Below are 20,454 nucleotides of genomic sequence, written 5' to 3' on the forward strand. Positions count from 1 at the left end.
GCGTTGTGCATGGACAAGCGGCCACATTCGTCGCCGGGGAAAAGGAACATGTCCACTAAGCCGGGTAGCGCGCGCCCGGCCGGTCTGATCAGCAGGACATACTGAAGGAGCTGCCCGTCATGTTCAGTTCGACGGCTCCGGTCTCCATGCCCTGCAAGTCGAGGATAGCCATGGTCATCACCCTTCCTGGTGGTTGTTACCGCTGGTCTGGTGCGCATTCCCGGGCTGGGCACGATGATCCGTGCCGGACAGGAACGGGAGGAAAGCAGTCCCGCCGCGCAGTGCCGAGGTCAAAGCGACCAGCACGCCGGCGTTACCTGTTGCGACATCCATGGACAAGCGGCTACATCCGTCACCGGGAAAAGAGACATGTCCATTGTAGGCGAGTGCGTAGTGGTGCATCCCGTTGAGATGCTCTCTCACCCGCCTGTCACTAATTATTTCAGACGCGCCCCTGGAAAGTCCAGCGATTACCGCCATCAATCCGGCCCGGCCGTGAAAGAGATTCGAATCGATCACGAACTCGCTCTGGCAGGCCTGGACCAGCCGGGGCAGCGCGGTCAGCAGCCGCTCGTCCGCGATCTCGCGCACCAGCTCGTCGGCGACCAGCGCGATGCCCGCCGAGCCCACCGAGAGGTAGGGCAGCGTCCGGTAGCCACCGTCGACCTGTAGTGAGTCGTCGTGCGCGTCCACGCACAGGTCCAGGTCCCGATGTGCTGCCCGCACCGCCAGTTCCAGCCACTGACTGTCCTGAGTGGACTGATAGAGCCGGAGCAGGAACAGGGCGGGCCCGGACCAGCCGCGCAGCAACCCGGCCAGCGTGCCTGCCTGTCTCGCCCGGCCCAGCTCGCCCGCGGGTTTGTCCACCCCGTGCGGCTCGCCGCTGGTGATGGCCGCGCCGAGGCGTTCGGCGATGGCCAGGGCCCGTTTCCGGTGCGCTGCCTCATCATGCCGGTCGGCCAGGTGCAGGAGGTTGAGTCCGGCGCCGGCCAGACCGCTGTGCAGGCTGACATCGCTGATCTGGGTCTCGTCCGTGCCCGCCAACAGGTCCGCGGCCGCGCCGGGGTGCCCGAGCAGGTCGAGCACGTGCGCGATCCCGTGCGCCCCGTCGTGGAAGCCGATCTTCTCCCTTGGCTTGGCCGCGTCGGCCAGCAGCCAGCGCTCGTGCTCGGGATCGAGGTCGGAACCGGTGCTGTGCAAGGCCCACAGCACGCCGGCCGCGCCGTGGGCGAAGGTCCCGCCGCCGGAGCGGAACTGCTCCAGGTCGCCGGGGAAGAGCCGGTCCGCCCGGTCCGGGGTGGCGCTGGCGGTGATCGCCGCGGCGATCGAGGGCAGCGCCTCGGACCAGTCACCGCCCGCGCGCGCCGGTGAGGTGCGCGGCAGCGCGGACACCGTGGTGGTGGGCGCTGGCACCTCGCCGACGACATCGAGGATCGAGGTGGCGAAGTCCGCTGGCAGCTCGAAGAGCCCGGTGGCGATCTCGATCAGTTCGGCCAGCTTGCCGGGCGCCAGGCCGACCAGCGAGGTCAGCGGCAGGAACAGCCACAGCTTGAGCACGGCCAGCGCGTGCAGGTCGATGTCCGCGCCGGTCTTGTCCCGGCTGGTGAACCCGGCGTGGCCGAAGCGCTGGTTGCGGTTCTCCGCGATCGGGAAGGCGGCCTCGAAGTCCACCAGGCCGATGACGTCCTGGCCGTCCTGCTCGCTGATCATGATGTTGGCCGGGTGCAGGTCGGCGAAGACCATGCCGCGCTCGTGCACCGCGGCGACCAGCTCGGTCACCTGGTCCAGCACCCGCAACGCGCGGGCCACGTACTCGCGGCGCTGCTCCGGCGTGGAGCCCAGCCCGATCAGCGGGTAGTGCTGGCCGAACCAGTGCTGCAGGTTGGTGCCCGGCACCAGGTCCATCACCAGGAACCGGTGCTCCCACACCTGCACCACGTCGTGCACCCTTGGCACGCCCGGCACCCCGTCCAGCGCCCGCAGTGCGGCGGCCTCGTTGTCCAGCCGGACGATCGCGTCGGTGTCGTCGGCGGCCAGCCCGGCGTACGGACGGGCCTCCTTGAGCACGACCTCCAGGCCGTCGGAGTTGCGGGTCGCCTTGTAGACGCCGCCGCCGTTGGAGAAGTGCATGGCCTCGACGATCTTGTAGTCGAGGGTGGCGCCGGTGGCACCGCGTGCGGCCACGCTCTCGTTCAGCACCCTCGGCATGGTGACCCAGTCCGGGGTGGTGAACACCGGCCTGCGGTCATCGGGCACCAGGGTGCCGTCCGGGCGCGCGATGGCCAGCACCCGCTCGCCGTCGGGCGCGGTGCAGTAGCGCGCGTCGAAACCGCCGTAGCGCACGTAGAGCGGACCCTGGTGGTAGCGCAGGTCGGTCAGGATGTACGGCCCCGGCCTGCCGCCGATCCGGCGGTCCAGCGCGACGAGGGTGTCGGCGAGTTCGACCTCGTCCCTCGGGTAGATGGTGATCAGCTTGCCGCTGGCCGCGCGCGGGGCGTACTTGAGGTTGAACGCCCGCAGCAACGCGGTGCTCCGCAGGAACTTGAACGGGATCCAGCGGTCAAGGCAGTACTCGGACACCAGGGCCACGATCTCCGCGGCGGTCTCCGGGGTGGCCGAGACGTGGATCTTCCAGCCCTGCGCGGGCAGCTGGTCCGCTGGCGGACGCAGCATCACCCACTCCCCGCGCCCTGAGCGGCGCCAGCCCTGCGGCAGCTCACCCTCGGTCAGCGGGAAGGCGGTCTCGGTCTGCCAGCGGACCGGGTCCTCGAAGAAGACCCGGTCGGCCAGGGAATACAGTTCCACCAACGGTTTCATCGGCCTGCCCCTTCCGCGGTCCGGTCCGGTGGTCTAGCCCGGTGGTCCGGTCCGACCTAGTACGGGCGCTCGCGGGCGGCCCGGTTGGCGAAGCTGAGCCAGGCCGCGTCCTGCTGGTTGGCCAGGTACTTGGCCAGCAGCTCCTTGGCCCGCTGCTTCTCCTTGGCAGGCACCAGATCGACCACCGGCATCTGCTCACTCAGTTCCCTGGCGCCCGCCTCGAACTCCTCGCGCAGCAGGGACCACACCGTGCGGTCGTGGTACTCGCCATCAAGGAAGTGGTAGTCGCGCAGAATCCCCTCGAGCACGAAGCCGCCCTTGGTCAGCAGGCTCATCGTGTGCTTGTTGTAGGAGGCCGTGCTGAACTCCACCCGATGGGCGTTGAGCTGGTGGAACAGGTGATCCACCAGCAGGCCGAGGCCCTCGCCGCCGACCCCGGAGTTCCACCGCGCCGGGTCCCCGATGGCCCCGCCGATGGTGTAGGCCCCGTGTCCGCCACTACGCCGGTAGTTGACGACCCCGACCCGATCGCCCGCGGCGGTCACCACCATGAAGTAGCGGACCTGGCCGCTCTCGTTGACCGCCCGGATCGCCTCGGGGGTGATCTGCTCGTTCGCGTCGGAGGTGAGTGCGCTGGTCAGGGCCATGGGCCGGAGCCAGTCGGAGACGGTGACATAGTCGTCTCCGGTCAGGCTATCCAACGTGCATTTTGGTTCGCGCAGCATCGCCGGCCCTTCCAGAGGTCAGGGTCGCTGGATAAAAAAGGACAATTCAGTTAAACATCGGTTGAGTGGTTGGTTACCAGGCAATGACCTAGCCTGAAAACACGCACACGACTCTTACCGAGTCGAAGTCTTACCCCAGTTTTGTTTCAGATATTGTGCTTAGTGCGCACATCGCCGCAGATGGCCGCCACTGATGCCGCTGCCCGTGCTCAGGGGGGCTCGCGTCGCCGCGCCCTTGTCCACACCTCTGTGCGAAAACCCCAGTACAGACTGCATCTGCCCCGGAAAGTACTAGGAAGAGCTACCCGGGTCAACCGGAAGATTTAATACCTTGGGACCAGACCAAGTCTGCCGGTAGTCATCCTTGGGGGCTACTCCAGGTGATGGGGCGGGTTTGAGGGGTGATCGGCCTACATGCTGGCCTCCACCTCATAAAAATACCCGATGAGGGGTATACCGTTGACGGTTGAGCCTCGCTTGAGCCTCAGGTACGGTCGGCCTCATTCGGCCATGTCGCAGGCCAATCGCCATAGTTTTGCCGCTGCTCGCGCTCTGCAGAATCTGCACCCCCTGATGTTTCCTCGCGTATTTGTCACCTCTTTTGGGGAAGTGGTGCGCGCGAATGAGCTAGGAGGTCGGTTGTGAGCAGGTGGAGCACGTTTCACATGGACGAGGCGAAGCTCGGAGAGCTGCCGTCGCTGCCGGCGGACGCCGTCCTGCGCCACGCGGACCTGGTGATCGGCCGCAAGCCCAAGCCGATCGAGCTGTACCAGCGCTGGGAGCGGCAGCAGTGGTCGGCCGAGGACCTCTCCCTCGGCAAGGACCACGACATGCTCAACCACCCCCTGCTGCCGGAGAACGTGCGGGTGATGCTCAAGGAGGCGATCGCCACCTTCATCATCGGCGAGTACACCGGGCTGGACATGCTGGGCCCGATCCTCATGGGTTGTCCGGATGAGGAGTACGCCCTGTTCCTCGGCACCCAGATCGCCGATGAGACCCGGCACGCCCGCGCGGTGTTCCGGCTCGGCGAGGAGGTGCTGGAGATGAGTGAGAACCCGAGGGCGATGCTGGCCGAGGCCTGGCAGATCGCCACTCCGGCGCACCGCGAGCTGAGCATGCTGGAGACCTCGATCGTGCGCGACCTGACCAACAGCCCGCCGGACTACGGCCGCTGGCTGCAGGCCTGCACGCTGTTCCACCTGATCACCGAAGGCGTGCTGGCGCTGATCGGGCAGCGTGCCCTGGTGCACTCGCTGCGCGACACCCGCATGTTCGACGGCATCAAGGCGGCCTTCACCGCGATGTGCCGGGACGAGTCGCGGCACATCAGCTTCGGCCTGCACGCGCTGCGCACCGGCGTGCAGGAGGGCTATGGCGACTACATCTACGAGGCACTCGAACAGGCCGTGCCGCTGGCGCTGCGGATGGACGAGGAGTTCGAGAGCGGGGACTCCCGCGAGCAGGACAAGATCCGGCAGATGAGCGTGGACATCCTGCGCCGCCACCTGGGCAACATCGGCGCGGACCCCAAGTTCGTCGCGCACCTGACCAACCCCTACGACCTGAGCCTGGCCCGGCAATGACCGGCGTCGGCCTCATCGGCCAGACCGGCGTACGGTCCTTCGAGGACCTACGCGCACGATGTCGGGTCTTCGCGGAACACCTGCGGGACAACGGATTCGCCCCGGGTGACCGGGTCGCGATCCAAGGGGGCAACTCGATCGGCTACGTGATCGCGTTACTCACCCTGCTGCACTCCGACGCCACCCTGGTCCTACTGGAGGAGGACCAGTCGGCGGAGGAGACCGCGGCCATCCTGCGGCGAGCGCCGGTGCGCTGGCTGCTGCACGACGGATCGGTGGAACTGCCCGCCGAGGTGGCCGGGTTCCGGCTGCGACTGTCCGAACTGGAGCGCGAGGCATCGCCGGCGCCCGCCGGGTTCGAGCTGGACCTGACGAAGTGGTGGCAGCGCTCGCACGCGGTGGAGGTCTGGCCTGCCGGGGCCAAGGAGGCGGTGATCCGGGCCGGGGGCACGGTGCGGTTCGCGGTCCGGCGGGCCCAGCAGCGGGCCGGGTACAAGGACACCGACGTGCTGCTGCCGTTGCTGCCGTTCTCCCACCCGTACGGCCTGGTCCTGCTGCTGCTGTGGTGGTTCAGCCGCAGCAGCGCGGTGGTGCTGCCCGCCGACCGGCTGGACCTGGCGGTGGAGGCGATCACCCGGATGAACGTGACCGTGGTGGACGGGACCCCGGCGGCCAGTCAGGGCCTGTGCCGGTTGCTGGAGCTGCGGCCGGTGCGGGCCGCGACGCTGCGCTCGGTGCGGCGGTGGTGCGTCGAGGGTGTGCCGCTGCGCGAACGACCCGGCCGGAACTCGGCCACCCCGATTACTTCGCTCAACCGCGATGGGAAGGACGACATGCGCGCACTCCCTGCACATGCCGTGAACAGCACTGGCTCGGTTCGATCCCTGGCCAAACCCGAACCCACCTCGGCCGCGGTGCCGCTGCCCAGCCGGGTGGCCGCGCTGCGGGCGGTGGAGACCTTCCTGGACGAGCGCCGGGACGAGGTGCTGGCGATCCTGTGCGAGGTGTCCAACCACCGCACCGCCGTCGGCGAGCTGGAGACCGCGATCCGCACCCTGCGCGGCGCGGAGGCCGAGGTCACCGCGCACCAGCCGCGGCTGATCGGCAGCGCCGCGGTGTTCATGCCGTCCAACATCCCGCTCTACGCCTACGTGCTCTACGTGCTGGTGCCCAGCCTGTACTGCGAGCGGGTCACCTTCCGGCCCTCGGCGCACATCCAGTCCCAGCTCACCCGGCTGCACGAGCTGCTGGCCAAGGTGCACGGACTGCCGGTGACCCTGGCGGCCAGCACCCAGCGGCAGTTCACCACCGGTCCGGTGGCAGGCGCCGAACTGGTGCTGTTCACCGGCACCTACGCCAACGCCGAGCGGATCCGCGGTCAGATCAGCGAGCAGCAGCTGTTCCTCTACTTCGGCCAGGGCATCAACCCGGTCGTGGTCGGGCCGGACGCGGACGTGGACCTCGCGGTGGCCGACGCGGTGGACATCCGGCTGATCAACTCCGGTCAGGACTGCTTCGGGCCGGACGTGATGTTCGTGCACTCCTCGGTGCGCGAGCGGTTCCTCGACCTGCTCGGCAAGCGGATCGACGAGCTGGTCTTCGGCTCCTACGACGATCCGCGGGCCGACTACGGCTGTATGTACTACGACCAGGCGTTCGGTTTCGCGCTGGAGTACCTGCACCGCAACTCCGGGCACATCGTGCACGGCGGCCAGGTCGAGCTGCGCGCGCGGCGGTTGCAGCCCACCGTGCTGTGCCGGGAGCTGACCCGGCGCTCCAGTTACGAGGAGCTGTTCGCGCCGATCTTCAACGTGGTCAGCTACGACGATCTCGATGCCCTGCACGAGACGCTGACCACGCCGTTCTTCGAGGAGCGGGCCATGGGCGCGATGGTCTACGGCAACCTGCCGTCCACCGTCGAGCTGCTGGCGAGGCGGCACGACGTCTACCAGAACACCACCCTGCTGAGCACCGACAACGGCAATGAGCCGTTCGGCGGACTGGGCATGCTGGCCAACTACGTGGCCATCGGCGGCAGGCGGATCGCCGAACCGCTGCTGGTGTCCAAGGCGGTGGCCGACCACCTGAAGCCGCCGGCCGGTCTGGCCCGGCGCGCCACCGCCTGATGTCGCGGACCCGGCCGCTGCGGGTCTGCGTCATCGGCGCGGGCCCGCGCGGCACCGGGGTGCTGGATCGCCTGTGCGCCTTGGCCTCCGGGCCGGTGGAGGTGCACGTGGTCGACCCGTACCCGGCGGGGCCGGGGCGGATCTGGCGGCGGGCCCAGCCCAACCTGTTGTGGATGAACTCGCGGGCGGCAGGCGTGACCCCGTTCTCCGGCGCGGACAACGACGTCCCGTCGCTGTGGGACTGGGCACGCGCCGCCGGCGGCCACGCGCTCGCCAGGGGAGAACTGGCCGAGGAGGTGGGCCGGACCACCCCGCGGTGGTTCGCCTCCCGGCCCCTGGCGAGCGCGTACTTCTCCTGGGTGTTCCAGCGCGCGGCCGACCGGCTCGGCCAGGTGCGGGTGCACCGGGACCAGGCCGTCGACCTGCGGGAATCCGCCGAGGGTCAGCAAGTCGTGCTGGCCAGTGGCGTGGTGCTGACGGTGGACGCGGTGGTGCTGGCCCAGGGCCACCTGGACGCGCGGCCGACCCCGGCCGAGCTGGCCGCCCGCGAGTTCGCGGACCGGCACGGCCTGGGTTACCTGCCGCGCGGGCAGGCGGACGCGGACGCGCTGGCCGCGGTCCCGGCCGGTGAACCGGTGCTGCTGCGCGGGCTCGGGCTGACCTTCGTGGACACCATGGTGCTGCTCACCGAGGGCCGCGGCGGCAAGTTCCGGCGCACCCTGGACGGGGAGCTGGCCTACGAGCCCTCCGGGCTGGAACCCGTGCTGTACGCGGGTTCCCGCACCGGCGTGCCCTACCACGCCAAACCGGAGAGCAGCCTGCTCGCCGGTTCCCCCGAGCTGCCCCGCTACTTCCGGCACGACACCGTGCCCCCTGGCCCGTTGCGCTTCCGGGAGCAGCTGTGGCCGTTGGTGTGCAAGGACGTCGCCTACGGGCACTACCACGAGCTGTTCCTCGGCCACCCGGATCGGGTGCGGCTGTCCTGGGCGGAGTTCCTGGCCGGGCTGGACGGCTACGACTGGGCCAGTCCGGAACTCGTGGAGCTGATCGAGGCGGCGGTGCCGGATCCGACTGACCGGGTCGATCCGGACAGTTGGACGGATCCGCTGGCCGGCCGGTGGTTCCCGGACGCGGCGGAGTTCCAGGACTGGGTGCGCGACTACGTGCGGACGGACCTGCATCGGCGTGGCGATCCGCGGTGGAGTGCGGAGATCGGCGGGCTGGCCGGGGTGAACATGGCCGTGCTCACCGTGCTGGAGCTGGCCGGGGCCGGACGGCTGACCGCGGAGTCGATGGTGCGGGAGGTCGAGCGCGGGTTCCTGCCGCTGATGAGCTTCCTGACCAGTGGGCCGCCTGGCCGTCGGCTGGCCGAGCTGCTCGCGCTGGCCCAGGCCGGGGTGCTGCGGTTCCTCGGCCCGGAGTCCCGGGTGCGTGCGGACGAGGCGTCCGGGCTGTTCGTCGGCAGCAGCCCTCGGGTGCCGGGGGAGACGCCGGCGCGGTTCCTGATCGAGTCCCGGCTGGCCGAACCCGATCTGGCCGGCACGGCGGATCCGTTGCTGCGCAAGCTGTTCGACCGCGGTGAGTGCGCTGAGGAGGAGCTGTCCGACGAGACCGGCGACTACCGCACCGGGCGGCTCGCGGTGCGCCCGGCCGACCACCGGCTGCTGGCCGCCGACGGCGGCGCGCACCCGGCCCGGTTCGCGGTCGGACCCGGCGTGGGCGTGGTGCACACGCCGGGCGTGACCCCGGAGATCGAGCCGTTCGGGCAGAACGACCGGGTGGCGCGGGCGGTGCTCAGCCTCGGTTCCTGAGCCGGAAGATCGCGAACCGGCCGACCGAGTAGATCGTGTCGATGACGAAGACCGCGCACCAGATCCGGCCGATGTTGAGCAGCAGGTGGCCGCTGGAGTTCCAGTACCACTCGGCCGGGTGCGGGCCGTTGAACAGCGCCTCGTACGGCCAGGAGTAGCCGATCACGGCCAGCACGATCTGGGCCACCACGAAGATCACCGCGTGCCCGGCCCAGGTGTTGAGGGTCGGCTCGCCCGGCTTGGCCGGTGCGGTTTCGGCCTGCTCCGGGGTTGCCTCGGCGACCGGGTCCGCGGTGACCTCGGCCTCGGCGACCGGCGCGGGTTCGGGGACGGGCACCCGGTCGGACACGCCGATCCGCCGGATCGCGCCGCGCACCAGCACCGCGGCGGTCGCCAGCAGCACGGCCGCGACCACGCAGGCGATCTGCCAGCCGCTGCCGGAGTTGTAGAGCAGACCGGCGCCGAAGGTGCCGATGGTCGCGCCGAGCAGGGTGGCGCTCTCGTAGATCGCCATGCCCCGGCCGAGGCTGCCGCCCGCGGCCTCGGCCACCACCGACTGCTCGACCGGGATGGCCGCGGCGAAGGCGGCCGCGGACAGGATCCACATCCCGGCCAGCACCACCGGATGCGGGGCGAAGGACAGTCCGACCGCGAACACCGCGCTGAGCAGCAGCGCCACCGTGACCACCCTGGTCCGGCCGAGCCGGGTGACCACGCCGTGCAGGTACTCCGGCAGCGTGCTGTAGACGATGAAACCGGGCAGGAAGACCAGTGCGATCGCGCCGAGCTGCAGGTTGTGCCCGCGCTGCAGGTGCAGCAGCAGGAGCAGCGCCACCCCGGCCTCGGCGATCGCGGTGATCACGATGACGCCGAGCAGCGGGTACATCCGCCCGCCCAGCTCACGCAGTTTCGGCGAGGCCGGGTCGAGCGCGGCGCGGGGTGGGGATTTCAGCGTGAACAGCACCACCGCCGCGGCCACGCAGCCGGCCGCGCACAGCCAGAACACGCCGCGGTAGTCGATCCGGGAGACCAGGCTGACCGCGATCACCATCGCCACCCAGGTGCCAACGCCCTCGGCCGCGAACAACTTGCTGAACGCACCGCTGTCGGTGGGCAGGTCCTCGCCCACCTTGGCCCGCAGCGACACCCAGAACAAGGCGCCGCCCGCGCCGCCGACCATGGCCGCGACCAGGGCCAGCGGGAACGAGGCAGCCAGCGCGAACAGCACGAAGGAGGCCGCGTACCCGAGCGCGCCGAGCGCGGCCAGCTTGGCCCGGTCGAAACGGTCGGCCAGCACCCCGGCCAGCGGCCTGATCAGGAAGGAGACCAGGGTCTCGGCCGCGGTCAGGGTGCCGACCAGCGCCGGGGACAGGCCCAGCGCGGCGCCCGCCCACAGCGGCAGCAGGAAGTCGAGCACCTCGACCGGGCCCTTGGTCAGCGCCGCGGCCAGTTGCTGGGACTTCGAGTGCCGCGTCTCGGTGACGGCCTGTGCCATGTGCGGCCCCTTCCCCTATTAGAATACGATCGTATCCGCAAGAGGGCGAACGGGGCAATCGGAGGTCGGGTGCCGAAGATCGTGGACCACGGTCAGCGCAGGCGGGCCATTGCCGAGGCGCTGCTGCGGCTGGTGGCCAGGTCCGGGATCGAGACGGTCAGCGTGCGCACGGTCGCCGCCGAGGCCGGGGTCTCCGCGGGCGCGGTGCAGAAGTACTTCGGCACCAAGGAGGAGATCTTCGAGTTCGCCCTGGACCTCACCGGCGAGGGGGTCTCCCGGCGCTGGGAAACCCTCACCCCCCAGGGCGACTACCTCGACCTGCTGCACCGCCTGCTGCTGGCGACCCTGCCGCTGGACGCCGAACGCCGGGCCGAGGCGATCATCGTGACCGCCTTCACCGCCCGCGCCGCCATCCGCGCCGACTGGGCGGAACGCCTGCGCGCCAACGACGAGGACATGCGCACCGGCACCACCACCTTCCTGCGGATCGCCCAGGGTGCGGGCCAGGTCCGCCTCGACCTGCCGGTGCCGACCATGGCGGACCTGGTGCTGGCACTCAGCGACGGGTTCGCGCTGCGGCTGCTGCACCTGCCGCTGGACGCGCCGGAGGCGGCGGAGCTGCTGGCGGGACTGGGCGTGGCCCTGCGCGAACTGCTGTCGCCGCGCTGAGACCGCCTCAGAGCGTGGTCATCCGGTGCACCAGCCGCAACGCCACCGCCAGCAGCACGATCGCCAGCCCGAGGAAGATCCCGGTCTCGATGAGCTGGATCGACAGCAGCCGTTCGGCGGGCTGGTAGTCGAGGTAGGTCTGGGTCCAGCCACGCTGGCCCAGGCAGGAGTTCAGCGCGGCCTGGTGCTCGCTGTAGCGGGCGGTGGCGCCGACGACCTGGTCGGCCTGGGCCCGGCAGCCGTCGACCACCGGACTCCACCGCATGGTCTCGCCGGAGGTGTTCAGGTAGCCGGTGCCCACGGTCAGGCCCTCGCCACCGAGGTCGGCGGCGCGCTCGCCCAGTGGCGTGCCGATCCGCATCGGGGTCAGGTAGTGCGGGCGCAGGTACTCCGCGACGAAGAACCGCACCGCGGTGAAACCGAGCAGGGTCACCAGCATCGAGATCACCGTGCGCCGGGAGATCGCGCTCACCGCCACGCCGAGGGCGAAGCCGAACAGCGCGTAGGCCACCTGCAGTGGCGGCCACAGGCCGAAGACGAAGGAGGTGAACGGCGGGAACGCCGAGGAGTCCAGCTCGTGCAGCTGGCGCAGCGCGAACGTGCCAGCCAGGCCCAGCGCGCTGGTCAGCACCGTGATCACCGCGACCAGGCCGAGGATCCGGGTGGTCAGCCAGCGGGTGGCGGAGATGTCCTGGGTCCAGGCCCACAGGTGGGTGCGGTGCTCGAACTCCTGGGACAGCAGTGGCGCGCCCCAGAAGGCCGCGATGAACCCGGCGAAGACCAGCACCGGGTACTCGGTCAGGCCCGCCCGGCGGATCAGGTCCTTCAGTGCAGGGGAACTGCCGCCGTCCGGGCAGCTCGCGCCGCAGGGTGGCAGCGCGACCGCGGCGAAGTAGGTGTAGAGGTAGAACCCGGCCAGCGCGGCCACCGCGAGCGCGGTGCCCACGATCAGCCAGCGGTGCTGGCGCCAGGTCACCCAGGCCAGGTCCAGGGTGCCCGCGCCCCGGCGGCGCTGCGGGGTGCTCCGGGTCAGGCTGGTGGTCATGCCGCCCTCCGGCTGTTCGCGCGCTTGGTCTCCAGCTGGGTCAGCACGAAGTCCTCCAGGGTCATCTCCCGGCTGGTCCACGGCGCGGCGACCGCCGGTGGTTCCAGCGGCGGCGGCACCCGCAGCAGGAAGGTGGACTGGTGGTCGGTGTGGCTGGCCCGCACCACCTCGCCGGGCACCGGCGGCGCGGTGGAACGCGGGCCGACGTAGTAGCGGTGACTGCCCAGGATGTCGTCCACCGCGTCGTCGACCAGCAGTGCGCCGTCGGCCAGCAGCACCAGGTGGTCGGTCACCCCGCCGAGTTCGGCCACCACGTGGGTGGACAGCAGCACGGTCATCCCGGTGTCGGCCGCCTCGGTGAGCAGTTCCTGGGTGACCTCGCGCCGGGCCAACGGGTCCAAATTGGACAGTGGCTCGTCCAGCAGTAGCACCGAGGGGCAGGAGCCCAGCGCGATGGCGAAGGCCACCTGTGCCTGCTGCCCGCCGGAAAGCCTGCCGCACGGGCGGTCCAGCGGGATCTCGAAGCGTTCCAGCCAGCGGGCGGCGCGCGAGGGGTCCCACACGTGGTTGAACCGGGCCGCCACCTCCAGCATGGTGGCCACCTGGAGCTGCCGGTACAGCGGTTTGTCCTGCGCGACAAAGGAAACCCGGCCCTCGCCACCCCGGCTGCGCCCGGCCGCGACCGGTCGGCCGCCGATCTGGGCACTGCCCTCGGTCGGCGTGAGCAGTCCGGCGAGCATGGTCAGCAGGGTGGTCTTGCCCGCTCCGTTCGGCCCGACCAGCGCGGCCACCCGCCCGGCCGGGACCCGGAAGGTGCAGTCCCGCAACGCCCAGTTCGAGCCGCGGCCGAACAGCCGCCGGTACTGCTTGCCGATCCCGGTGACCTCGAGCGCGTCCGTGGCGGCGCTCATGCGCCACCGTCCTCGCGGGTCAGGGCGGCGCCGAGCAGGGCCCGCATGTCCTCGTCGTTCAACCCGGCCTCGCGTGCGCTTCGCACCCAGTCCTCCAATTGTCGTCGCAGCTCGGGGGAGAGGTCCGTGGCGGTGGATTCCACCGTGCTGCGCACGAACGTGCCCGAGCCCTGCCGGACCTCCAGCAGCCCGGCCAGCTCCAGTTCCCGGTACGCCTTGAGCACCGTGTTCTGGTTCACGCCGCAGGTGGCGACCACCTCGCGCACGGTCGGCAACCGGTCACCCGGCCGTAGCCAGCCCAGCCGCACGGCATCGCGCACCTGGTGCATGAGCTGCCGGTACGCCGGCATGCCTGCGGCCCGATCCACCCGGAACTCCACGGCATCACTCCGAGATTGTGCTAGTCAACTGTAACACTAGAAGACTGTAGCAACTCTCGGGCGATGGTGAGCGCGAAGGGGCGCGGGCCGTGCTTGCGCAGCAGTGCGGGCACCAGCAGCACCAGCGCCTCGGTGCCGCGCGCGGTGTCGATCCCGCCCAGGTCCTCGATCCACTCCGGCGGCCAGCCGAGGTCGCCGAGCAGTCCGCGCACGAGGTCCTTGGCCGCCGGGTCCGCGCCGGAGAGGAAGGCGGTCGGCGGGGTGGCGAGCAGGCGCGGGTTGGTCATCACGGTGAACAGCATCGTGTTGAGCGTCTTGACCACCCGGGTCTCCGGCAGCGCGTCCTGGAGCACCTCGGCCAGACTGCTGTCCGGGAAGCACAGCCCGCCCGGCAGTCCGTCCGGGCCGCGCCGGGTGGCGTTGGCGATGTCCACGAGAACCTTGCCGCGCAACACATCCCGCAGTGCGCGCAGCCGTTGCGGCGAGCTGTCGCCAGGGGTGGCGTTGATGACGATCCCGGCCCGGTCGGCCGCCTCCCGCGCGGTGGTGAAGGTGACCGGAAGCCCGGCCCAACTTTCCGTTGCCGCAGCTGGATTCCTGGTGCCGATGAGCACGGAATGCCCGGCCGCACCGAGCTTGTCGGCCAGATTGGCCGCGACCCGGCCGGAGCCGAGGATGGCGATGGTGGTCATGCGTTGTCTCCCTTTGGCTCGAGGTGGTGTGATCAGGCGACCGCGGTGAGCACGTCGACCGCGGCCCGGTGCACCGCGGGCGCACTGGCCAGGAAGTCCGCCGCACCCGGCTGCCATGGCCTGCCGTGCGTGTCGGTGACCACGCCGCCCGCCTCCCGCGCCAGCAGCGCCCCGGCCAGCAGTCCGGACCGCACATCGCTGTACTGCCAGAACACATCCAGCCGCCCGGCCGCCAGCTGCACGAGCTGCAAGGTCGCGGGTACCGACATCCGCGCGACCAGCGCCGCCCCGAGCATGGCGGTGATCGACTCCCCGATCCGCCGCAGGGTCAAGGCATCCTCGCCCGGCCGCGCCTGCCCGGTGGCCACGAACGCGGCGTCCAGGCTCGTCTTCGTCGAGGCCCGCAAAGCGATCCCGTTGTGCCACGCGCCTTCGCCGCGGATCGCGGTGTAGAGGTCCCCGGTCAGCGGCAGGTGCACCACGGTGAGCACGGCCTCGTTGTCCCGCACCAGGGTGGCGGTCACCGCCCAGTCGGCGAGCCCGTGCACGTGATTGATGTTGCCCTCCACCGGATCGGTGACCCACCACTCCCCGGCGGGCAACGCGCTCCCCGCCAGCTCATCGTCCACCCAGCCCGCCCCCGGCCGGATCCGGCGCAACGCCTCCCGCAACACCTCCAGCGAGGTGTCGTCGTTGGCGCGCAAGGAATCGAGGATCTCCTCGAGGCTCCCCGGCCGGGCGTCCTCGGCGAACCGCTGACGCACCCGGTAGCCCGCGGCCCGTACCGCGGTCACGACAGCAGGCAGCAACTTCTTGTCAGACATGGGTTTCCCATTCCTGGATAACGGATTGGTTCGACAAAACCCACGCTAAATCCAAGAACACATGTCGTCAAATGCATGCTATTCAGTACTAACATTACCGCCATGCATTTGGACCTGAACCTGCTGACCGCACTGGACGCCCTGCTGGAGGAGGGCAGCGTGGCCGGCGCCGCCGCCCGCCTGCACCTGACCCAGCCCGCGATGAGCCGTGCCCTTGGCCGGATCCGCCGCGCCATGGGCGATGAGATCCTGGTCCGCACCGGCAGGACCATGACCCCGACCCCACGTGCACTGGCCGTCCAGGCCCAGGTGCACACCCTGGTCCGCCAGGCCCACACCGTGCTGACCCCGGACCACGCCCTGGACCTGACCACCCTGGACCGCACCTTCACCCTGCGCTGGCACGACGCGGTCACCACCGCCGCCGCCCCCGCCCTGCTGGCCAGGATCAGCACCCAGGCCCCCGGCGTCCGCCTGCGCCTGCTCCCCGAAGCCGGCACCGACGACACCGACCTCCGCCACGGCCGCGTGGACCTGGAAATCACCGCCGCCACCCCGGAATCCCCTGACCTGGCGCACGAAACCATCGCGCACGACCGCCTGGTCGTGGCCATGCGCGAGAACCACCCGGCAGCGGCCAGGAAACTCACCCCGGCCCGCTACGCCAAGGCCCCCCACCTCATCGTCTCCCGCCGCGGCCAACTAACCGACCCCGTGGACGGCCTCCTCGCCGAACACGGCCTGCACCGCCAGGTCCACGCCGCCGTCCCCACCGCCACCGCCGCCCTGCATTGCCTACGCGACAACGACTTCCTGGTGGTCCTCCCCGAACACATGACCCGCGCCGCCAGCCAGGACACCGGCCTGCTGATCCGTCCGCTCCCGTTCCCCACCCCGCCGATCCCGGTGATCATGTCCTGGCATCAGCGCTACACCGGCGATCCGGCGCACACCTGGCTGCGCACGCAGACCCGCGCCGTGGTGGCGGAACTGTGCGGCCTCGCCTGAATCCCTAACCGACCGCGACCTCCGACCCCAGGTACGGAGTCACGTTGCGCATGGCGCGGGCCACGTACTCCTCCTTCTCCCCAACCGGCGCCACATAATGCAACGCCTCCTCCGCAGCCTCCACCCCCACCAGCCGGGTGATGACCCACGCGGCCAGGTAATGCGAGGCGAGGCACCCACCGGCCGTGGCGATGTTGCCCCTGGCGTACAGGGGTTGGTTCAGGACTTCGATTCCGGCGGCGACCACCCAGGGCCGGGTGGTGAGGTCGGTGCAGGCGGGGATGTCGTTGAGTAGGCCGAGTTTGGCCAGTACCAGGGTGCCGGAGCATTGGGCGGCCAGGAGTTGGCGGGTGGGGTCGAGGGATTGCAGGGTGGTCATGATGGTGGGGTTGGCTACTACCTCGCGGGTTTGTTTGCCGCTGCCGATGATGACGGCGTCGGCGGTGCAGGCTTCGGACAGGGTGGTCATGGACTCGATGACGACGCCGTTCATGGAGCGGACCTTGGGGGTGGGGCTGGCTATGGTGACTCGCCAGTCGGGGCGCTTGATCCGGTTGAGGACGCCTAGGGCGATGAGGGAGTCGAGTTCGTTGTAGCCCTCGAAGGTCAGGATCGCGATGTGCATGGACTGCTCCTTTTCGGCCTGGTGGCGGCAGCCTAGGAGCGGTATGCATGACAGTCGAATAATTGTCATGGATACAATCGGGGGCCATGCGGATCCCTCGGTACAAGCGGGTGGTGGACTCGCTCGCGGCGGAGTTGCGGTCGGGGCGCTGGCCGGTGGGGACCCGGCTGCCCACGCATCGGGAACTCGCCGCCAGGGAGGGCATCGCGCTGGTGACCGCCTCTCGGGTGTATGCCGAGTTGGCGGCGATGGGGCTGGTGAGTGGGGAGCAGGGGCGGGGCACGTTCGTGCGGGATCTGTCGTTGCCGGGAGAGGGGGTTGATCAGCAGTTCGTGGCGGCGGATGCGATTGATCTCCGGTTCAACCATCCCTCGATCCCTGGGCAGGCCGATCTGTTGCGGCAGGCGTTGCGGGAGTTGGCGACCGCGGGGGATCTGGATGCTTTGCTGCGGTACCAACCGCATCGGGGGCGAGGCCAGGATCGGGGTGCGGTGGCCCGGCACCTTCTGCGGCGTGGGTTGAGTGTGGACGCCGAGCAGGTGCTCGTGGTCAGTGGTGCGCAGCATGGGCTCGCGGTGACCGCGATGGCCACGTTGCAGCATGGGGATGTGGTGGCGGTGGACGCGTTGACCTATCCGGGGTTCAAGGTGCTCGCGCAGTCGCTGGGGCTGGAGCTGGTGGCGGTGCCTGGGGGTCGGGCGGGGCCGGATCTTGTTGCGTTGGAACAGCTTTGTGTGCGGCGGCCGGTGCGGGCGGTTTATGCGATGCCGACGCTGCACAATCCGTTGGGGTGGGTCATGTCCGCTACCGCTCGGGCACGGTTGGTGGCGGTCGCGCGGCGGCACGATCTGATCCTCATCGAGGACGCCGCCTACGCCTACCTGGTCGAGGATCCGCCGCCGCCGTTGGCGGTGCTGGCGCCGGAGCGCACCGTGTATGTGTCCAGTCTGTCCAAGAGTGTGGGGACGGGGCTGCGGGTTGGGTTCGTGGTGGCGCCAGTGGACCGGGTGGCGGCGATCGCTCGGGTTGTCCGGGCCACCACCTGGAGCACGCCCGCGCTGGCCACCGAGATCGCCTGTCGTTGGCTGGAGGATGGCACCGTGGATCGGCTGGAAGTCCGGAAGCGGGCCGATGCCGTCGCACGGCAGGACATCGCCAGGGAGGTGTTCGCCGGGCTGCCCAGTATCGGGCACCCGGCGTCCTACTTCCGGTGGTTGCCGCTGGCGGAGAGTGCGCGGGCGGATCGGATCGCGGCAACGCTTGCCCGGCAACGGATCGCGGTCTCCACGGCGGAGGCGTTCGCGGCCACCGCCGTGGTGCCGCGGGCACTTCGGCTGGCGCTGGGGTCGGTCGGGCCGGCCGAGCTGGAACAGACGTTGCGTGCGGTTCGGCGGGTGGTGGAGGAGGACGCGTGCCGCTGAGTGTCTACAAAGGACGATCCCACCCGCGGTGCAGGTGGGATCGTCTGGGGCGGCGGGGGTTGGGCGGGTTGGTCACAGCAGGTGCACGTCGGGGACGTAGAGGATCCACTTGCCGCCCTGCTCGCGGAATGCCTGCTCGCGCTTGATGATCTCCTCGGCGTGGTTCCAGGCGAAGAGCAGCAGGTAGTCGGGGTACGGGGTGGTGAACTCTTCGAGGGGGCGGACCGGCAGGTGGGCGCCGGGGGTGAGGCGGTGCTGCTTGCCGGGGGTGGAGTCGAAGACCCCGGCCACCAGGTCGGGGCCGATGCCGGCGTAGTTGGTGACGGTGGCGCTCTTGGCGGTGGCACCGTAGGCGTACACGGTGGCGCCCTCGTCCTTGAGCTTGCGCAGCAGGGTGACCAGGTCACCGCAGTTGCGCTTCACCTCGGTGCCCCACTGCTCCAGGGTGGCCAGGGTGTCGATGCCGCGTTCGCGTTCCTCGGCGATGAGTTCGGCGACCCGCTCCGTCGGCCGGCGGTGCTCGGGGCGGCCGATGGTGTAGCGGATTTCGCCGCCGTGCGTTGGCAGGCGTTCGACGTCGACCAGGTCGAAGCCGAACTGGCGGGCGGCGGCCTGCACCGAGGTGGCCGAGAACAGGTAGAAGTGCTCGTCGTAGATCTGGTCGAAGCTGGCGCGTTCGACGATGTCGCCGAGGTAGGGGTCCTCGAAGACGAACACGCCGGTGGGGGAGAGCAGCGCGTCCACGCCGCGGAAGATCGAGTCCAGGTAGGGGATGTGGCAGACGGTGTTCGCCGCGTAGATCACCTGGGCCGGGCCCTCACTCGCCCGGATCTCCTTGGCCACCGACTCCTCGAAGAAGGCGACCCTGACCCGCACGCCCTTGCTCGCGGCCACCTCGGCCACGTTCGCCGAGGGGTCCACGCCCAGGTGGCGGACCCCGCGCTCGGCCACGGTGCGCAGCATGATGCCGTCGTTGCAGCCGAGTTCCACCACCAGCGGGTCGGCCACGTCGCGGCACTCGGTCTCCAGCAGGCGGAGCGCGGTGCCGGCGAAGTGCTCCTGCATGCGCGCCGAGGTCGAGGAGTGGTACGCGTACTCCTCGTGGAACATCTTCTCCCTCGGCACCTCGGACATCAGCTGAACCATCGTGCATTGCTGGCACACGCCGATGGCCATGTGGAAGAAGAACTCCTCGGAAGTGTCCTCCGGCTTGCGGAAAGCATCGGAGATCGGCTGCTGGCCGAAATCGAAGAACTGGTAGACCGGGCCCCGGCAGATGCGGCAGGTAGACATATCCGCACCGTAAGCGCGCCGGATCGAGTGGTGGTCGAGCTGGGCTCAGACCGCGCCTGCGGTACTGCACCCGACGCTGGAGCGACCGGCGGGACACCGGGAGGCGGGCATGCGGGGAATCGTACTCGCGGGCGGATCGGGGAACCGGCTTCACCCGATGACGCTCGCGGTGCCCAAGGAACTGCTGCCGGTCGGTGACAAACCGATGATCTACTATCCGCTCAGCGTGCTCATGCTGGCCGGAATCCGGGACATCCTGCTCATCGGCGCACCCGCGGAACTGCCCCGGATCCGGCACCTGCTGGGTGACGGCGGCGAACTCGGACTGCGTATCGACTACCGGGTCCAGGACGAGCCGGGTGGAATTGCCGAGGCACTGGTGCTCGGCGCCGACCACATCGGCGAGGATTCGGTCGCGCTGATCCACGGGGACCATATTTTCCACGGCCAGCGTTTTTATTCGGTGCTCGCCGAGCACAGCGCGGAGGTGCGTGGCTGCGTGCTGTTCGGGTCGCCGGTCGGCGAGCCGGGCCGGTGCGGGGCGGCGGAAGTTGACGAGCACGGGCGGCTGCTCTCCGTCGGCGCGCAGCCGGTGTCCCGGCGCGGTCGGCGGGCGGTCACCGGGCTCGGGTTCTACGACAACGAGGTGGTTGACCTGGTCAAGAACCTGCCGCCTGCCGGGCCAGGCGAGCCGGACCTGACCCAGGTGCACCGCGCCTACCTGCGGCGAGAGCAGGCGAAGCTGGTCGACCTCGGCCGGGGCTTCGCCTGGCTGGAGACCGAGACGCCGGAGTCGCTGCTGCAGGCCGGCCACTACGTGCGCACCCTGGAGGCGCGGCAGGGCGCGCGGATCGCCTGTCTGGAGGAGGTGGCGCTGCGGATGGGATTCATCAGCGCCGCGGACTGCCACCGGCTCGGCGAACGGCTGGCCCGCTCGCCCTACGGCGAGTACGTGATGGCCATCGCGGCCGAGCTGGGCCCGGTCTGAGCACCGCGTCCAGCCGGTCTCCAGTCGCGTTCGAGGAA

Annotated in this window: 17 protein-coding genes; 7 read left to right on the plus strand and 10 right to left on the minus strand. The window is 70.1% G+C overall.

Annotation, left to right across the window (positions count from 1 at the left end; translation table 11 throughout):
• Nucleotides 1–177: 177 nt before the first annotated feature.
• Both lanKC and HNR67_RS11175 read right to left on the minus strand, forming a co-directional pair.
• Nucleotides 178–2,817: a class III lanthionine synthetase LanKC gene (gene lanKC, locus HNR67_RS11170; protein WP_185001967.1), complete on the minus strand. Its 2,640-nt coding sequence runs from the start codon at nucleotides 2,815–2,817 to the stop codon at nucleotides 178–180.
• A gap of 56 nt (nucleotides 2,818–2,873) precedes the next feature.
• Nucleotides 2,874–3,542, minus strand: a complete 669-nt coding sequence (locus HNR67_RS11175) for a GNAT family N-acetyltransferase (protein ID WP_281403232.1) — start codon at nucleotides 3,540–3,542, stop codon at nucleotides 2,874–2,876.
• Between the two features lie 665 nt (nucleotides 3,543–4,207).
• Between HNR67_RS11175 and HNR67_RS11180 the strand changes: the two genes are divergently transcribed.
• Genes HNR67_RS11180 through HNR67_RS11190 form a run of 3 tightly spaced genes read left to right on the plus strand, consistent with a single transcriptional unit; the run spans nucleotide 4,208 to nucleotide 9,065 of the window.
• Nucleotides 4,208–5,128, plus strand: a complete 921-nt coding sequence (locus HNR67_RS11180) for a ribonucleotide-diphosphate reductase subunit beta (RefSeq protein ID WP_221489847.1) — start codon at nucleotides 4,208–4,210, stop codon at nucleotides 5,126–5,128.
• The gene (locus HNR67_RS11185; RefSeq protein WP_185001970.1) at nucleotides 5,125–7,254 is read left to right on the plus strand and encodes an aldehyde dehydrogenase family protein; all 2,130 of its coding nucleotides are present in this window, start codon (nucleotides 5,125–5,127) and stop codon (nucleotides 7,252–7,254) included. The genes HNR67_RS11180 and HNR67_RS11185 overlap by 4 nt, the downstream gene beginning before the upstream one ends.
• The gene (locus tag HNR67_RS11190; RefSeq protein ID WP_185001971.1) at nucleotides 7,254–9,065 is read left to right on the plus strand and encodes an FAD/NAD(P)-binding protein; all 1,812 of its coding nucleotides are present in this window, start codon (nucleotides 7,254–7,256) and stop codon (nucleotides 9,063–9,065) included. Before HNR67_RS11185 ends, HNR67_RS11190 begins: the two co-directional genes overlap by 1 nt.
• Here the strand turns inward: HNR67_RS11190 and HNR67_RS11195 are convergent.
• Entirely contained in the window at nucleotides 9,049–10,560 is a 1,512-nt protein-coding gene (locus tag HNR67_RS11195) for an MFS transporter (RefSeq protein ID WP_185001972.1), read from the minus strand. The two genes, HNR67_RS11190 and HNR67_RS11195, sit on opposite strands and share 17 nt — an antisense overlap.
• A 69-nt stretch (nucleotides 10,561–10,629) precedes the next feature.
• On the opposite strand from HNR67_RS11195, the gene HNR67_RS11200 reads away from it, so the two are divergent.
• Nucleotides 10,630–11,229, plus strand: a complete 600-nt coding sequence (locus HNR67_RS11200) for a TetR/AcrR family transcriptional regulator (RefSeq protein WP_185001973.1) — start codon at nucleotides 10,630–10,632, stop codon at nucleotides 11,227–11,229.
• A gap of 7 nt (nucleotides 11,230–11,236) precedes the next feature.
• On the opposite strand, the gene HNR67_RS11205 is transcribed toward HNR67_RS11200, so the two are convergent.
• The 5 genes from HNR67_RS11205 to HNR67_RS11225 are packed head-to-tail and all read right to left on the minus strand — an operon-like array spanning nucleotide 11,237 to nucleotide 15,081.
• Nucleotides 11,237–12,274 carry a hypothetical protein gene (locus tag HNR67_RS11205; RefSeq protein ID WP_185001974.1) on the minus strand — a complete coding sequence of 346 codons (1,038 nt, stop codon included), beginning with the start codon at nucleotides 12,272–12,274 and terminating at the stop codon, nucleotides 11,237–11,239.
• Nucleotides 12,271–13,185 carry an ABC transporter ATP-binding protein gene (locus HNR67_RS11210; protein WP_185001975.1) on the minus strand — a complete coding sequence of 305 codons (915 nt, stop codon included), beginning with the start codon at nucleotides 13,183–13,185 and terminating at the stop codon, nucleotides 12,271–12,273. The genes HNR67_RS11205 and HNR67_RS11210 overlap by 4 nt, the downstream gene beginning before the upstream one ends.
• Nucleotides 13,182–13,535 carry a GntR family transcriptional regulator gene (locus HNR67_RS11215; protein ID WP_185010491.1) on the minus strand — a complete coding sequence of 118 codons (354 nt, stop codon included), beginning with the start codon at nucleotides 13,533–13,535 and terminating at the stop codon, nucleotides 13,182–13,184. Before HNR67_RS11215 ends, HNR67_RS11210 begins: the two co-directional genes overlap by 4 nt.
• A 50-nt stretch (nucleotides 13,536–13,585) precedes the next feature.
• Nucleotides 13,586–14,257: an NADPH-dependent F420 reductase gene (locus HNR67_RS11220; RefSeq protein WP_185001976.1), complete on the minus strand. Its 672-nt coding sequence runs from the start codon at nucleotides 14,255–14,257 to the stop codon at nucleotides 13,586–13,588.
• A gap of 32 nt (nucleotides 14,258–14,289) precedes the next feature.
• On the minus strand, nucleotides 14,290–15,081 hold the full coding sequence (locus HNR67_RS11225) for an inositol monophosphatase family protein (protein WP_185001977.1): 792 nt from the start codon (nucleotides 15,079–15,081) through the stop codon (nucleotides 14,290–14,292).
• 102 nt (nucleotides 15,082–15,183) lie between these two features.
• Here HNR67_RS11225 and HNR67_RS11230 point away from each other — a divergent pair, with 102 nt between their 5' ends.
• Nucleotides 15,184–16,089, plus strand: coding sequence for a LysR family transcriptional regulator (locus HNR67_RS11230; protein WP_185001978.1), 906 nt, complete (start codon nucleotides 15,184–15,186; stop codon nucleotides 16,087–16,089).
• A gap of 4 nt (nucleotides 16,090–16,093) precedes the next feature.
• Here HNR67_RS11230 and HNR67_RS11235 read toward each other — a convergent pair whose 3' ends face one another.
• The gene (locus tag HNR67_RS11235) at nucleotides 16,094–16,714 is read right to left on the minus strand and encodes a DJ-1/PfpI family protein (protein ID WP_185001979.1); all 621 of its coding nucleotides are present in this window, start codon (nucleotides 16,712–16,714) and stop codon (nucleotides 16,094–16,096) included.
• A gap of 86 nt (nucleotides 16,715–16,800) precedes the next feature.
• Between HNR67_RS11235 and HNR67_RS11240 the strand changes: the two genes are divergently transcribed.
• The gene (locus HNR67_RS11240; RefSeq protein ID WP_185001980.1) at nucleotides 16,801–18,135 is read left to right on the plus strand and encodes an aminotransferase-like domain-containing protein; all 1,335 of its coding nucleotides are present in this window, start codon (nucleotides 16,801–16,803) and stop codon (nucleotides 18,133–18,135) included.
• Nucleotides 18,136–18,207: 72 nt separating this feature from the next.
• Here HNR67_RS11240 and HNR67_RS11245 read toward each other — a convergent pair whose 3' ends face one another.
• On the minus strand, nucleotides 18,208–19,428 hold the full coding sequence (locus HNR67_RS11245) for a class I SAM-dependent methyltransferase (protein ID WP_185001981.1): 1,221 nt from the start codon (nucleotides 19,426–19,428) through the stop codon (nucleotides 18,208–18,210).
• 109 nt (nucleotides 19,429–19,537) lie between these two features.
• Between HNR67_RS11245 and HNR67_RS11250 the strand changes: the two genes are divergently transcribed.
• The gene (locus tag HNR67_RS11250) at nucleotides 19,538–20,416 is read left to right on the plus strand and encodes a sugar nucleotidyltransferase (protein WP_185001982.1); all 879 of its coding nucleotides are present in this window, start codon (nucleotides 19,538–19,540) and stop codon (nucleotides 20,414–20,416) included.
• The last annotated feature ends 38 nt before the right edge of the window (nucleotides 20,417–20,454 follow it).

It is taken from the genome of Crossiella cryophila (assembly GCF_014204915.1).
In the GTDB taxonomy this organism is placed as follows: Bacteria; Actinomycetota; Actinomycetes; order Mycobacteriales; family Pseudonocardiaceae; genus Crossiella; species Crossiella cryophila.